We start from the raw sequence: 14,311 nt of genomic DNA, 5'->3' as shown, positions 1-14,311 counted from the left end.
CCCCACCCGAACCACCGAACACCGAGAGCCCCCGGCACTGTGTCTGCCGGGGGCTCTCGGTGTTCGGCGCCTCAGCAGCTGCCGGTGGCGGTCGGGGTGGGGGAGGGCTTGGTGGCCAGCGCGAGGGCGGCGGCGGCCTGGGTCTCGTCCAGCAGGGCGTTGTAGCTGTCGCCGATCACGAAGTCCACGGTGGCGTCGGTGCGGGCGTCGGCGGTGACGGCGGCCCCGGCGATCTGCGAGCCGACCAGGGTGCCCGCGCCGGCGCCGGCCGGCCCGGCGATCACCTGGGCGGTGCCGGGCACCTTCTTGTCCAGCTCGGCCGGGGCGTTGCCGACCTTGCCGATGACGAAGCCGCGCTTCTTGAACTCCTCGGCCGTCCGGCCGGCCAGACCGGCCTTGGTGGTGGCGTTGTAGATGTTCACGGTGACGGCGGCGGGCTGCGGGACGGCGTGCGGGTCGCCCTGCGCGGCGGCGGGCGCGCCGGAGGCGCCCGGGGTGGCCCCCGGGGTCGGGGCGGCCAGCGCCTTGCCGGACGGGGTCGCGCAGGCCTGGGCCGAGGCGCTCTTGTTCCTGCCGGTGAAGATGTCGTACAGCTGCAGGCCGCCCAGGCCGATCAGGGCCAGGGCGAGCAGGCCCGCGAGCGCGGCGATCACCTTGCGGCTCTTCTTCGGGGGGCGGCCCAACCGCGGGTAGGTGTTGCCGGTGACCCGGTACTGCTTCCCCTTGAGGCCTCGGGGAGTCAACATGCTCACGGTTTGTCTCCCCCTCGTGCCGGGGCGGGGTCGGGATGACGGATCGGCCGGGTGGGGACTTCCCCCGCTGCGGGCGGAATCCCCTGGTCGCGGCCGTAGTCAGCAGCGTAGTGCCGTACGGCCTCGAAGGTACTAAACGATCATCATCTGGCGTACCCCGGTACCCGAACGGGGGTACCGGGGTACGCGCGGACCGCCCTCCGCCGGGTGGCGAGGGGGCGGTCCGGAAGAGCCCGTGGCGGCCCGGCGGTCCCCGTGGCGGGGGCCGTCACTCCATCTCGAGGACGCGGGCGTGCAGCACCTGGCGCTGCTGCAACGCGGCCCGGACGGCCCGGTGCAGGCCGTCCTCCAGGTAGAGGTCGCCGTGCCACTTCACCACGTGGGCGAAGAGGTCCCCGTAGAACGTCGAGTCCTCGGCCAGGAGGGTTTCGAGGTCGAGTTGCCCCTTGGTGGTCACCAGCTGGTCGAGTCGCACCGGGCGCGGGGCGACGTCAGCCCACTGGCGGGTGCTCGTCCGGCCGTGATCCGGGTACGGCCGCCCATTGCCGATGCGCTTGAAGATCACACGGAAAGCCTACCGTTTGGGCGGCGGATGGCGCAGCAGCCGCGGCGCCGCCGCGCGCGCCGGTGTGAACTGCGCGTGGACGAATGCGGCTGTTTGATGGGAAATGTCGCGAACATCGCCCGGTGCCGATCGGGTTCCGAGTCGATGAAAGCCGATGCCGAAGCGTTCCGAAGCGTTCCGATCCGCTCAGGAGTGTGCACCGATGTCCTCCGACCCCACCCCGCAGGCCGTCCGGGAGATCGCCGACGGGTACGCCTTCACCGGCCCCGCGCTCGACCTCGGCGCGGTGCTGCTGGACGGCACCGCGTACCCGGACGCCCGGGTGCGCGTCCCGCTGGGCGTGCTCAACCGGCACGGGCTGGTCGCCGGGGCCACCGGCACCGGGAAGACCAAGACCCTCCAGCTGATCGCCGAACAGCTCTCCGGGCAGGGCGTGCCGGTGTTCCTGGCCGACGTCAAGGGGGACGTCTCCGGCGTCGCCGCGCCCGGGACGCCGAGCGAGCGGACCACCGCCCGGGCCGCCGAGGTGGGGCAGCAGTGGACGCCCCGGGGCTGCCCGGCCGAGTTCTACTCACTCGGCGGGCAGGGCGCGGGCATCCCGATCCGGGCCACCGTCACCAGCTTCGGGCCGCTGCTGCTTGCCAAGGTGCTCGACCTGAACGAGACCCAGGAGTCCTCGCTCAGCCTGGTGTTCCACTACGCCGACGGCAAGGGCCTGGAGCTCTACGACCTCAAGGACCTCACCGCGGTGATCGCCTTCCTCGCCTCGCCGGAGGGCAGGGAGGAACTGCGGACCATCGGCGGGCTCTCGGCGGCCACCGCCGGGGTGATCCTGCGGGCGCTCACCGTGCTGGAGAACGAGGGCGCCGGGGCGTTCTTCGGCGAGCCCGAGTTCGACACCGCCGAGCTGCTGCGGACCACCCCGGACGGCGGGGGCGTGGTCTCGGTGCTGGAGCTGCCCGCGGTGCAGGACCGGCCGCGGCTGTTCTCCACCTTCCTGATGTGGCTGCTCGCCGACCTCTACCAGGAGCTGCCCGAGGTGGGCGACCTGGACCGGCCCAAGCTGGTGTTCTTCTTCGACGAGGCGCACCTGCTGTTCAAGGGTGCCTCCAAGGCGTTCCTGGAGGCGATCACCCAGACCGTGCGGCTGATCCGCTCCAAGGGCGTCGGCATCTTCTTCGTGACCCAGACACCGCGGGACGTCCCGTCCGACGTGCTGGCGCAGTTGGGCAACCGGGTGCAGCACGCGCTGCGCGCCTTCACCCCGGACGACGCCAAGGCGCTGAAGGCCACCGTCTCGACCTTCCCACGGTCCTCGTACGACCTCGGCGCGGTGCTGACCTCGCTGGGCACCGGCGAGGCGGTGGTCACCGTCCTCTCCGAGAAGGGCGCGCCGACGCCGGTCGCGGCGACCAGGCTGCGGGCGCCGCAGTCGCTGATGGGGCCGCTCGGGGCGGCGGACCTGCGGGCGGTGGTGGACGCCTCGCCGCTGACGGCGCGCTACCGGGACGCCGTCGACCGGGAGTCGGCGTACGAGAAGCTGGCGGCGCGCGCGCCCCGGCCGGAGGCGGCGCCGGCCGGGCAGCCCGAGCAGCCCGCGCCGCGGCGGGAGGAGCGGGGGGAGTCGGGGGAGCGGGCGAGGGAGCACTCGGGTGCGGGCGGGCTGCTCGGCTCGCTGCTGAACAACCCGGCCGTGAAGTCCTTCGCGCGCTCGGCCGGGCGGCAGCTCGGGCAGGAGATCTCGCGCAGCCTGTTCGGGACGTCCAAGCGGCGGCGCTGACGGGGGGTCGGCGAGTGCGGCGCCGGCCGGTCGGCCGGTGGGGCGGTGAGGCGGTGGGGCGCGGCGCCGGCCGGTCAGCCGGCGAGCGCGGCGCCGATCCGGTCCAGGGAGGACAGCCGCATCAGGCCGTAGTTGTAGAACTCCACCTCGGGGACGCCGAGTCGGCGCAGCACGGCGATCTTGGCGGCGAGGTTCTCCGGGCCGTCGCAGTCGGAGGACATCGGGCGCAGGATCACCGCCATGGACCGCGGGTGGACGCCGTGCAGGGCGAAGGCGGCGATCTTCTCCCGGACCGCCTCCGGGGTCTTCGCGTAGCCGAGGGTCTCGATCTGGTCGGTGGCCTGCGCGAGGGCCGGGAGGTCGATGCCGGAGAGCCAGCCGGTGCCCGGGCCGCCGCCGTCCATGAAGCTCAGCCGCATGCCGTGCCGGCGGGCCTGTTCGGTGAGTTCGGCGGCGAGCGAGGTGACCGTGGCGGCGGAGGCGTCCACGTAGGCGGCGAAGGCGCCGTCGGCGAGGGCGCTCAGGTCGGCGGGCTCGGCGGCCGCGGACTCGTCGGCCAGCCGGCGGCGCAGCTCGGTGCGGACCGCCTCGGCCACCTCGTTGGCCGGGACGCCGGCGCCGGTGGCGGCGGCGCGGCAGTGCGGGCAGAAGCAGACCCCGAGCAGCGCCTCGGCGCTCGGGCCCAGCTCCTCGAAGTAGCGCTCGTGGTGGTAGCCGTGGCGCAGGCCGTGGAAGTGCAGGGACTCGGCGCGGATCGCGTCCACGCCGTACCGGGCCAGTTCGGCGACCAGGGTCAGCGCGTACTCCCGGACCTCCGGGTTCGCCGGGCAGAGCTCGGTGAGGTGGCGGTCGCCGAAGGCGTTGGCCGGGGCGCAGTCGGGGTGGGCGAAGCCGAGCCGGTCGTTGTGGCAGAAGACCGTCCAGGCGTGCAGCTTCAGGCCGCGGCGGCGGGTCTCCTCGGCGGCCTCGGCGAAGGGGTCGCGCCCGTCCAGCGCGGTGGACGGGACGGGGGCCAGGCGGCGGCCCGCCCAGCGGGTCGGGTCGGGGCGGAAGTAGGCCGCGCCCGGCTCCAGGTAGCGGACCACCCGGCGGGGGTTGTGCGGGAAGACGTCGCGGGCCTGGTGGTAGACCGAGGCGAGGGTGACGCCGCCGACCCCGGCGCGGTCGGCGAGGTTGCCGAAGAAGGTGTCGGCGCCCTCGTCGAGCAGGTCAGTGGCGAAGGCGAGGACGGACGACTGCACGGTGCGGCTCCGGAGCTGGGGAGGTGAGCGGTCCACGCTAGCCCCAGCGGTGGGATTGGTCTATACCTGATGCCCCGGGCGGCGTACGCCGCCCGGCCTCACAGGCCGAGCTCGTCCAGCTGCTTGAGCAGGGCGGATCCGGGGCTGTTCGGCGCCGTCCCCTGCGCTGCGGTCCCCTGCGGTGCGGCCGACTGCCGGGCCTGCCGGGCGGCCGGTCGCTCGCGCAGCAGCACGGCGGCGGCCAGTCCGCCGATCAGCCCGCCGAGGTGGCCCAGCCAGCTGACGCCCGGGGTGACCGGCAGCACCCCGATCAGGATGGTCGAGTAGACCGCCGCGATGACGATGCCGACCGCCGCGTCCAGCACGTTGCGGTCCAGGACGCCGCGCAGCACCACGTAGCCCAGATAGCCGTAGACCATGCCGCTCGCCCCGGCGGTCACCGTGTTCGGGCCCTCCAGCAGCCAGACCAGCAGCCCGCCGGACACCAGGATCACCAGGCTGGCCAGCAGGAACTTCTTCATGCCGCGGTACGCGGACAGGAAGCCGAGCACGAACAGCGGCCAGGAGTTGGCCTCGATGTGGCTCCAACTGAAATGCAGGAACGGCATGGTGAACATCTCGGGGAGGTCCCCGACCTGCTCGGTGCGCAGGCCGAAGTCCCGCGACAGCCCGTAGTCGTCCAGCCAGTTGACCACCTGCACCGACCAGATGACGGCCTGGATGCCGAGCATGGTGAACAGCGCGCGACGCGAGTCGGCGAACAACTGGGCGAATTTGGCGGCCATGCCCCGACTGTAGGGGCGCCGGGATCGGACGTGCACCCCATTACAGTGACTCGTGTCATTCCGACCGTGAGAGGTGACCACCCATGAGTGTTCGTCCGCCGCTGCCGTACGAGTTCCTGCCGCAGGTGCCGTCCTTCCGGCTCAGCAGCCAGGACCTCACCGAAGGCGGCACGCTGGGCCAGGAGTTCGTCCACGCGGGCGGCAACCTCTCGCCGCAGCTGGCCTGGTCGGGCCTGCCGGAGGGCACCCGGAGCATCGCGGTCACCTGCTACGACCCGGACGCGCCGACCGGCTCCGGCTGGTGGCACTGGCTCGCCCTCAACCTGCCCGCCGACACCACCGAACTGCCGCGCGGCGCCGGGTCCTCGGACGCCGACCTGCCCGGCGAGGCCTCCTTCCACGGCCGCAACGACTTCCCGGGCAACCGGTACGACGGTGCCGCCCCGCCGCCCGGCGCCCCGCACCGCTACGTCTTCGCCGTGCACGCGCTGGACGTGGAGAAGCTGGACGTCGCCGCCGACACCCCGCCGGCCCAGGTGGGCTTCAACCTCACCTTCCACACCCTGGGCCGGGCGCTGCTGACCGCCGAGTACGGGGTCTGAGCAATGGCGATGCCCGACCGTCCGGTCGAGGTCTGGCGGCTGCCCGAGGAGGACGTACGGGCCGGCCGCCGGGCCCCGGCCTGGACGGTCGGGCCGCAGGGGGAACTCGCCGTCCTGCTGGTGCCGGAGCGGTGCCTGGCGCCGGCCGGCTCGTGGCCGGCCGCCCGGCTGCCGTTCGACGGCGAAGTGGTGGTGCACGGCCCGCACGGCGGGTGGCGGGTGCCGATCGCCGGGGCCGGGGTGTCGCCGGACCTGCTGGCGCTGCTGCCGGGCGGGCGGGTGCTGCTGGCCGGGGGCCGGGCCGAGGAGACGGCGGACGGCCGGGAGCACAACGGCCAGGTGTTCGGCCCGGACGGCCGACCGGCCCGGGAGCTGCGACTCGGCGACGACATCCAGGCGTTGATCACCGACCGGGACGGCCGGATCTGGCTGGCCTTCGGCGACGAGGGCAACCACGGCGACGACCCGCTCGGCCGGTGCGGCCTGCTCGGGCTGGACACCGCCGGGCGGACCGTCTGGCGGCCGGACTTCGAGGCGCTGGGCGACGAACCCCTGGAGGGTCTCGCCGCCGCCACCGAGGGACGGCGGGCCTGGCTCGCCTGGTACGGGGACCGGAGCCACCTCACCGGGATCGACCCCGCCGGGGGCGAGCCGGTCGTCCTGCGGCTGCCGGCCCGGCAGCCGGTCGGCTTCGCGATCGCCGGGGATCGGGCCGTGTTCCTCCAGCCCGACGGTCAGCTGGTCCGGTGCGAGCGGGAGAGCCGGAAGGGCTGGCGGGAGGTGCGCCGTGAGCGGGTGGACGTCCCCGGGGAGCTCGACCGGCGCTGCGCCTACGGGCGGGACGGGGTGCTGTGGTTCCGCTCCGGCGACGGCTGGTTCCGGGTGGCGGCCTGACCCTCGGCCGTTCCGGCGTCCTGGCCTTCCTAGCCCTCCGGGCCCGCCGCGTGCCGGGCGCGGGCGGCGAGCCGGCGCAGGTGGTCGCGGAGTGCCGGCGGCTCGTGCACCTCGAAGGCGCAGTCCAGCGACAGCAGCCGCATCGCCGTCCACTCCAGCGAGTCCGAGTGCGAGCGCAGCCGGCAGCTGTGCCCGTCGATCGGCTCGACCTCGGAGTCGCCCGACCGGAGGATGTGCCGGACCCGGTCGGCCGGGGCGTGCACGGTGGCGACCACGGTGCCGCTCGGTGACGGGCGGTGCAGTTTGCCCGCCACGTAGGCGGCGGCGTCCTCGGCGGGGAGCTGGCGCGGGGTGAAGCGGACGCCGGTGGCGGCCGGGCCGGTCAGCCGGTCGACCCGGAAGAGCCGCCAGTCCGCGCGGTCCAGGTCGTAGCCGACCAGGTACCAGCGCCGGCCGACCGAGACCAGCCGCTCGGGCTCGACCTGCCGCCTGGTCTCGGCGCCGTCGTACGCCCGGTAGCCGAAGCGCAGCCGCTCCCGGGCGGTGACGGCCCGGGCGAGCACGGTGAGGTCCTCCGGGTCGACGGTCGGGCCGTCCCCGGTGAGCAGCGGCACGGTCGCGGAGTTGAGCGTCCCGACCCGCTGCCGCAGCCGGCCCGGCAGCACCTGGAGCAGCTTGCCGAGCGCCCGCACCGAGGCCTCCTCGATGCCCACCACGGCGTGCCCGGCCGCCGCGCGGAGCCCGACCGCGATGGCCACCGCCTCCTCGTCGTCCAGCAGCAGCGGGGGCATCGCGGTGCCCGCGACCAGCCGGTAGCCGCCGACCGCGCCCATGCTGGCCCGCACCGGGTAGCCGAGTTCGCGCAGCCGGTCGATGTCGCGCCGGATCGTGCGGGGGCTGACGCCGAGCCGCTCGGCCAGCTCGCTGCCCGGCCACTCGCGCGGGGTCTGGAGCAGGGACAGCAGGTTCAGCAGCCGGGCCGGGGTATCGCTCATGTTCTTCAGCATGCCGTAACGACTAGGACAGGTTCTGACCTACATGGTCGTTACCGTCACGGACGTGAAAAAGGCGGACGTGAGGAAAGAGGACGGCGGAATGAGCACCGCGGCAGCGGATCGGCGGAGGTGGATCGCGCTGACGATCGTGATGGTCGCCTCCTTCATGGACCTGGTGGACGTCACCATCGTCAACATCGCCATCCCGAGCATCCAGCAGGACACCGGTGCCTCCTTCAGCACCCTCCAGTGGGTCACCGGCGGCTACGCGCTGGCCTTCGCGATCGGGCTGATCACCGGCGGCCGGCTGGGCGACATCCACGGCCGCAAGCGGGTGTTCCTGATCGGGATCGGCGGATTCACGCTGGCCTCGGCGCTGTGCGGGCTGGCGGCCAACCCGGAGATGCTGGTCGCGACCCGGCTGCTGCAGGGCGGGACGGCGGCGCTGATGGTCCCGCAGGTGCTGTCGATCATCCACGCGACCTTCCCGGCGGAGGAGCGCGGCAAGGTGTTCGGCCTGTTCGGCGCGGTGGTCGGGCTGGGCGCGGTCTCCGGTCCGATGATCGGCGCGCTGCTCACCGAGTGGGACCTGTTCGGCCTGGCCTGGCGGCCGATCTTCCTGATCAACCTGCCGGTCGGCATCGCCGGGCTGCTGCTCGGCCGCCGCTTCATCGACGAGTCGAAGGCCGACCAGGCGCTGAAGCTGGACCTGGTGGGCGTGGCGCTGGCCAGCCTCGGTCTGCTGATGCTGATCTACCCGCTGACGCACGGCCGGGAGGCCGGCTGGCCGCTGTGGGGCTACCTGTCGATGGCCGGGAGCCTGCCGGTGTTCGTCCTGTTCGTGGTGTACGAGAAGGTCAAGACGCGGCGGGACGGCTCGCCGCTGGTGGAGCTGGCGCTGTTCCGGGTGAAGTCCTTCGCGGCCGGGATCTGCGTGCAGCTGGCCTTCGGGGTGGCGCTCGGCATCTTCTTCCTGGTCTGGACCCTCTACATGCAGGTGGGGCTGGGCTGGAGCCCGCTCAAGGCCGGTGCGACCGGCATCCCGTTCTCGATCGCGGTCTCCACGGCGGCGGGCCTGTCGGTGCAGAAGCTGGTGCCGCGGTTCGGGCGCAAGGTGCTGCAGACCGGCGCGCTGGTGATGGCGGCGGGCGTGCTCGTCTACATCTGGGAGGCGGACCGGTACGGGACGGCGATCGCGGCCTGGCAGATGGCGCTGCCGCTGGTGGTGATGGGCCTCGGGATGGGGCTGATCGTCGCGCCGATCACCGACGCGGTGCTGGCGGAGGTGCCGCGCGAGCACGCCGGTTCGGCGTCCGGGCTGATCAACACCGTGCAGCAGGTCGGCAACGCGCTCGGGCTCGGCCTGGTGTCGGTGGCCTTCTTCGGGGCGATGGACGACGTGGTCGTGCCGGAGGCGGTCGGTACGGCGTTCGGTGGGGCCTTCGTGCACGCCATGTGGTGGGTCGCCGGGGTGCTGCTCGCCGTGTTCCTGCTGATGTTCGCGCTGCCGCGGCGGCGCAAGGCGGTCGGGCCGGTGGCCGGTTCCTCCGCGGAGGAGCGCGAGCCCGTCCCGGCCTGACGGAGCACTCCCGTTCGCGGGCCCCGGTCGCGCGGCGCGGCCGGGGCCCGCGTCGCGCTCTGGGAAGGCCCGGCCGCGGTGCCGCCGGGCGGGCGGGCCGACCGTCGGTCAGCGCGCACCGGACGGGGCGGGGGCGGCGGCCGTACGGGTGGTGGTGCGCGGCTTGGCGGCGGCCTTGGCCTCCTTCGCGGCGCGCTTCGTCTCCTGCTTGAACTCCCGTACCAGGGTCAGGGATTCGGGGCCGGTGATGTCGGCCACCGAGCGGTGCGCGCCCTCCTCGCCGTACGCCCCGGCCGCCTCCCGCCAGCCCTCGGGCCGCACCCCGTACTGCTTGCCGAGCAGGGCCAGGAAGATCTGCGACTTCTGCTTGCCGAAGCCGGGCAGGGCGTTGAGCCGGCTGAGCAGCTCCTTGCCGGTGCGGACGTCCTTCCACAGCGCGGCGGCGTCGCCGTCGTACTGGGCGACGAGGAACTGGCAGAGCTGCTGCACCCGCTTGGCCATCGCGGCCGGGTAGCGGTGGACCGCGGGCTTCGCGGAGAGGAGCGCGACGAACTCCTCCGGGTTGTAGGTGGCGATCTCGTGGGCGTCCAGGTCGTCGTGGCCGAGGCGCTGGGCGATGGTCAGCGGGCCGGTGAACGCCCACTCCATCGGGACCTGCTGGTCCAGCAGCATGCCGACGAGCGCGGCGAGCGCACTGCGTCCGAGCAGCTCGTCGGCCTCGGGCTGCTGTGCGAGCCGGACGGTGACGTTCATGGGCTTGCCCTCCTCGGAGTTGACGTCGGGTCGGCGCCCAGTCTGGTGGAAGCGGCGTTGGCGTACGCGGTCAACACGCCCGTATCCGGGGAAGTCTTGTCTGTTCAAGGCCTTGTCAGAGCGGCATTGTTCGTTGGCGGAGCGGTTTCCGGGCAGGGCATGGGGGTGGTGCGGACAATTTTTTGCCCGCCTCTGTCACATCCGTCGGGTGCCCCGGGTCAGGGGAGTGTCGAACCGAACAGCCGTCGAATGGGGAGCCCTCCGATGTCCATCGCCCACACCGTCGTCACCGTCCTCGGCGCCCTCATGGTCGGCTTCTCGGCCTACTCCGTCTTCGCCGGCGCCGAGTACGTAGTGAAGCCCCTCGCCGACTACGGCGTCCCGCGCGCCTGGTGGACCTGGCTCGGCGTCGCCAAGGCGGCCGGCGCCCTCGGCCTGCTGGTCGGCCTCGCCGTCCCGGCCGTCGGCTACGCGGCCGCGGTCGGCGTCGTCCTCTACTTCCTCGGCGCCGTCGTCACCGTCCTCCGCGCCCGCGCCTACGCCCACGTCCCCTTCCCCCTCGTCTACATGGCGCCCGTCGCCGCCTCCCTCGTCCTCGCCCTCGCGGCCTGAGCCGGAGGGCCCCTGCCCGCGCCCCCGCCTCCGCCCCGCCGGGGCGGGCCGACCACGGCCCGCCCCGGCGGATCGTGGCGTACGGGGGGTGTGTGGGGGATCGGGGAGCGCTCGGCCGGGGGAGTGGATTTGCGTGGGGGGAGCGAGTCATTTCATATGACTGTTTCTGTTGTGCCGGTGCGGTGAGCTGACGGCGGGTCATCCTTGGTCCACTCGACGTGTCCAGAAAGGCTCGCAGCCGTGACCCAGCCGTTCGAACTGCCGTCCTTCTACGTGCCACACCCGGCACGTCTCAATCCCCATCTGGAGGAGGCGCGGTCCCATTCCACCGGCTGGGCCCGGGAGATGGGGATGCTGGAGGGCTCCGGGATCTGGGACCAGGCCGATCTGGAGGCCCACGACTACGGCCTGCTCTGCGCGTACACCCATCCCGACGCCTCCGCCGAGGCGCTGTCGCTGGTCACCGACTGGTACGTGTGGGTCTTCTTCTTCGACGACCACTTCCTCGACATGTACAAGCGCACCAACGACCGCGAGGCGGGCAAGGCCCACCTCGACCGGCTGCCGCTGTTCATGCCGACCGATCCGGCCGCCGCGCTGCCCGAGCCGGAGAACCCGGTCGAGGCGGGGCTGGCCGACCTGTGGCGGCGCACCGTGCCGGCGATGGGCGAGGACTGGCGGATCCGGTTCGCGGAGAGCACCCGCAACCTGCTCGACGAGTCCCTGTGGGAGCTCGCCAACATCAACGAGGGCCGGGTGGCCAACCCGGTCGAGTACATCGAGATGCGCCGCAAGGTCGGCGGCGCCCCCTGGTCGGCGCAGCTGGTCGAGTACGCGGCCGGTGCCGAGGTGCCCGCGGAGGTGTCGGGCTCGCGGTCGCTGCGGGTGCTGATGGACGCCTTCTCCGACGGGGTGCACCTGCGCAACGACATCTTCTCGTACCAGCGGGAGGTGGAGGACGAGGGGGAGCTGAGCAACGGCATCCTGGTGCTGGAGCGGTTCCTGGAGTGCTCCACCCAGGAGGCCGCCGACGCGGTCAACGACCTGCTCACCTCGCGGCTCCAGCAGTTCGAGAGCACCGTGTTCACCGAACTGCCGGTGCTGTTCGCGGAGACCGGGCTCGATCCGGCGGGCCGTGCCCGGGTGATGGCGTACGTCAAGGGCCTCCAGGACTGGCAGTCCGGCGGGCACGAGTGGCACCTGCGGTCCAGCCGGTACATGAACGGCGGTGGGGCGGCGGCGCGTTCGGGCGGGTCGGGCGAGGTGGCGCCGGGCTCGGGTGGTGGGCCGGCCGGGCTGCCGGGCGGGCCGTCCGGCGGCAACTGGTGGGACCAGTACGCGATCGGTGGCATCGGCACCTCGGCGCTGGACATCCTGCGCAGCACGGCCGCGGGGGCGCCGACGGCCCAGGCGGCCTCCGCGAAGGAGGGCGCGGCCTCGGCGGCCCGGGGGGCGGCGGGCCCGGCCCGGCGGCGGGCGCGGTCGTACGGCCACGTGCCGTACCAGGCCATCGGGCCGTCCCTGCTGCCCGAGTTCAGGCTGCCGTACGACCTCCGGCTGAGCCCCCACCTGGACGGCGCCCGGGAGCGGGTGATCGAGTGGGCCGAGCGGATGGGGCTGCTGGCGGCGGAGCCGGGCGTCCCCGCATCCGGCATCTGGGACGCCGAGTCGATGCGCGACTACGACCTCCCGCTCTGCGCGGCCGGCATCCATCCGGACGCCACGGCCGACCAACTCGACATCGCCTCCGCCTGGTTGGCCTGGGGCACCTGGGCCGACGACTACTACCCCCGGGCCTTCGGGCACACCCGCGACCTGGGCGGCGCCAAGGCCGCCAACGCGCGGCTGTCGCTGTTCATGCCGGTGGACGGCACCCCCGCGCCGGAGCCGGGCAACGCGCTGGAGCGCAGCCTCGCCGACCTCTGGGAGCGCACCGCCGGTCCGATGACCGTCGAGGCCAGGGGCCGGTTTCGGGTGGCGGTCGAGGCCATGCTGGACAGCTGGATCTGGGAGCTGGCCAACCAGATCCAGAACCGGATCCCGGACCCGGTGGACTACCTGGAGATGCGCCGCTCCACGTTCGGCTCCGAGCTCACCACGAGCCTCTCCCGGCTCGGCCACGGGAAGGCCGTCCCGCAGGAGGTGTACGACCACGGCTCGATGCGCGCGCTGGAGAACTCCGCGATGGACTACGCGTGCATGATGAACGACCTCTTCTCGTACCAGAAGGAGGTCGAGTACGAGGGCGAGCTGCACAACGTCGTCCTGGTGGTGCAGAACTTCTTCGACTGCGGCTACGAGTCGGCGGTCCGGATCGTCGACGACCTGATGCACTCGCGGCTGGACCAGTTCCAGCACGTCGCGCAGAAGGAACTCCCGGTCGTCTACGAGGACTTCGGGCTGACGCAGGAGGCCAGGGAGCTGCTCGACGGGTATGTGGGAGAGCTGGAGAACTGGCTCGCGGGGATCCTGAGCTGGCACGAGGGCTGTCTCCGCTACGGCACGGCCGACCTGGAGCGGCACTTCGGTGCCGAGCGGGACCTGGCGGAGGCCTCGCAGGCCCGGCGGGCGGCCACGGCGGCCGCGGCCGAGGCGCCGACGCCGCCCACGGCCTCGACGGCTCGCACGGTTCCGACGGCTCCCGCGGCGGTGCCGGCGCCCGCGCTGCCGCTCGGGCCGACCGGGCTGGGCACGTCCTCGCTGCGCCTGGGCGCGTCCTCACCGCGCTCGGGGGCGGGCGTGCCGCGCCCGTGAGCCGCTGAGGCCCCCCACCGGGGCGGCGCGACCCGCGCGGAGCCCAGCCCGCGCGGGCGCGCCGCCCCGTGGCTAGGCTGGCCAACCGGGGGCCGGCGCGCGTCCTCCGGCGCGCGCACTTCGCCACACACGAGGGCAGAGAGATGGCTGCGCTACCTGAGGGCACACCCTGTTGGGCCGACGCGATGTTCACCGACGTGGAGGGCGCGAAGGCCTTCTACGGCGACGTGCTCGGCTGGACGTTCGGCGAGAGCTCGTCGGAGTTCGGCAGCTACACCCAGGCGTACTCGGACGGCAAGGCGGTCGCCGCGGTCGTGCCGCCGATGCCCGGTGCGGAGGCCGAGTCCGCCTGGTGCCTGTACCTGGCGTCGCCGGACGCCGGAGCCACCGCGGCGCGGATCCGCGCCAACGGCGGCGAGGTGGTCATGGGGCCGATGCAGATCGGCGACTTCGGCACGATGGTGATCGCCAAGGACCCGGGCGGGGTGGTGTTCGGCGTCTGGGAGGCCGGGCGGCACGAGGGCTTCGAGAAGCAGGGCGAGCCCGGCGCGTACAGCTGGGCCGAACTGGTGACCCGCGAACCGGCCAAGGCGGACGCCTTCTTCCCGGCGGTCTTCCCGTACGGCGTGGCGAAGATGGACTCCGAGGAGTTCGACTACCGGATGTTCCAGGTCGGCGACCGGCCGGTGCTGGGCCGGATGGGAGCGGAGGGCGACTTCCTGCCGCCGCAGGCCCCCTCGTACATCAGCGTCTACTTCGCGGTGGACGACACCGACGCCGCGATCGAGCGGCTGACGGCGCGCGGCGGCAAGGTGTACGTCGGGCCGACGGACAGCCCGTTCGGCCGGTTCGCGGCGGTCGGCGACCCGCAGGGTGCGGCCTTCGGGCTGATCGACCTCGGGCGGACGGTCGGCGAGCCGCCGAAGACGGTGGACGTCTGATGGGGCGGCCTGCGGGGCGGTGGGCCGCGGGGCGGCGGTCTGCCGAGCGACGGATCGC

Annotated in this window: 13 protein-coding genes; 7 read left to right on the top strand and 6 right to left on the bottom strand. The window is 73.4% G+C overall.

Annotated elements, in window-relative coordinates; translation table 11 throughout:
* Nucleotides 1-71: 71 nt before the first annotated feature.
* Nucleotides 72-746, bottom strand: a complete 675-nt coding sequence (locus ACZ5GH_RS17600) for a LytR C-terminal domain-containing protein (protein WP_387753172.1) — start codon at nucleotides 744-746, stop codon at nucleotides 72-74.
* Between the two features lie 274 nt (nucleotides 747-1,020).
* A complete protein-coding gene (locus tag ACZ5GH_RS17595) occupies nucleotides 1,021-1,317 on the bottom strand; it encodes a type II toxin-antitoxin system VapB family antitoxin (protein ID WP_030061387.1) in 297 nt (98 codons plus the stop codon).
* Between the two features lie 202 nt (nucleotides 1,318-1,519).
* Here ACZ5GH_RS17595 and ACZ5GH_RS17590 point away from each other — a divergent pair, with 202 nt between their 5' ends.
* The gene (locus ACZ5GH_RS17590; RefSeq protein WP_464334712.1) at nucleotides 1,520-3,097 is read left to right on the top strand and encodes a helicase HerA-like domain-containing protein; all 1,578 of its coding nucleotides are present in this window, start codon (nucleotides 1,520-1,522) and stop codon (nucleotides 3,095-3,097) included.
* A gap of 74 nt (nucleotides 3,098-3,171) precedes the next feature.
* On the opposite strand, the gene ACZ5GH_RS17585 is transcribed toward ACZ5GH_RS17590, so the two are convergent.
* Both ACZ5GH_RS17585 and ACZ5GH_RS17580 read right to left on the bottom strand, forming a co-directional pair.
* Nucleotides 3,172-4,338 carry a hypothetical protein gene (locus tag ACZ5GH_RS17585; RefSeq protein WP_464334711.1) on the bottom strand — a complete coding sequence of 389 codons (1,167 nt, stop codon included), beginning with the start codon at nucleotides 4,336-4,338 and terminating at the stop codon, nucleotides 3,172-3,174.
* A gap of 98 nt (nucleotides 4,339-4,436) precedes the next feature.
* Nucleotides 4,437-5,123, bottom strand: coding sequence for a rhomboid family intramembrane serine protease (locus tag ACZ5GH_RS17580; RefSeq protein ID WP_387752319.1), 687 nt, complete (start codon nucleotides 5,121-5,123; stop codon nucleotides 4,437-4,439).
* An 83-nt stretch (nucleotides 5,124-5,206) separates the two neighbouring features.
* Between ACZ5GH_RS17580 and ACZ5GH_RS17575 the strand changes: the two genes are divergently transcribed.
* The gene (locus ACZ5GH_RS17575) at nucleotides 5,207-5,725 is read left to right on the top strand and encodes a YbhB/YbcL family Raf kinase inhibitor-like protein (protein WP_387752322.1); all 519 of its coding nucleotides are present in this window, start codon (nucleotides 5,207-5,209) and stop codon (nucleotides 5,723-5,725) included.
* A 3-nt stretch (nucleotides 5,726-5,728) separates the two neighbouring features.
* Nucleotides 5,729-6,619, top strand: coding sequence for a hypothetical protein (locus ACZ5GH_RS17570; protein ID WP_464334710.1), 891 nt, complete (start codon nucleotides 5,729-5,731; stop codon nucleotides 6,617-6,619).
* A 29-nt stretch (nucleotides 6,620-6,648) separates the two neighbouring features.
* Here the strand turns inward: ACZ5GH_RS17570 and ACZ5GH_RS17565 are convergent, their stop codons facing one another.
* Nucleotides 6,649-7,614 carry a helix-turn-helix transcriptional regulator gene (locus ACZ5GH_RS17565; protein WP_464334709.1) on the bottom strand — a complete coding sequence of 322 codons (966 nt, stop codon included), beginning with the start codon at nucleotides 7,612-7,614 and terminating at the stop codon, nucleotides 6,649-6,651.
* Between the two features lie 100 nt (nucleotides 7,615-7,714).
* On the opposite strand from ACZ5GH_RS17565, the gene ACZ5GH_RS17560 reads away from it, so the two are divergent.
* Entirely contained in the window at nucleotides 7,715-9,193 is a 1,479-nt protein-coding gene (locus ACZ5GH_RS17560) for an MFS transporter (RefSeq protein WP_464334708.1), read from the top strand.
* Nucleotides 9,194-9,301: 108 nt separating this feature from the next.
* On the opposite strand, the gene ACZ5GH_RS17555 is transcribed toward ACZ5GH_RS17560, so the two are convergent.
* Nucleotides 9,302-9,946 carry an HhH-GPD-type base excision DNA repair protein gene (locus ACZ5GH_RS17555; protein ID WP_464334707.1) on the bottom strand — a complete coding sequence of 215 codons (645 nt, stop codon included), beginning with the start codon at nucleotides 9,944-9,946 and terminating at the stop codon, nucleotides 9,302-9,304.
* 264 nt (nucleotides 9,947-10,210) lie between these two features.
* On the opposite strand from ACZ5GH_RS17555, the gene ACZ5GH_RS17550 reads away from it, so the two are divergent.
* From ACZ5GH_RS17550 to ACZ5GH_RS17540, 3 genes are all read left to right on the top strand, one after another.
* The gene (locus ACZ5GH_RS17550; protein WP_401105854.1) at nucleotides 10,211-10,558 is read left to right on the top strand and encodes a DoxX family protein; all 348 of its coding nucleotides are present in this window, start codon (nucleotides 10,211-10,213) and stop codon (nucleotides 10,556-10,558) included.
* Nucleotides 10,559-10,798: 240 nt separating this feature from the next.
* Entirely contained in the window at nucleotides 10,799-13,312 is a 2,514-nt protein-coding gene (locus ACZ5GH_RS17545) for a terpene synthase family protein (protein ID WP_464334706.1), read from the top strand.
* Nucleotides 13,313-13,455: 143 nt separating this feature from the next.
* A complete protein-coding gene (locus ACZ5GH_RS17540) occupies nucleotides 13,456-14,253 on the top strand; it encodes a VOC family protein (protein ID WP_464334705.1) in 798 nt (265 codons plus the stop codon).
* The last annotated feature ends 58 nt before the right edge of the window (nucleotides 14,254-14,311 follow it).

The sequence above is a fragment of the Kitasatospora sp. Xyl93 genome (assembly GCF_055383135.1).
The sequence above is the reverse complement of the archived record's forward strand: the minus strand, read 5'-3'. Positions and strand labels throughout refer to the sequence as shown.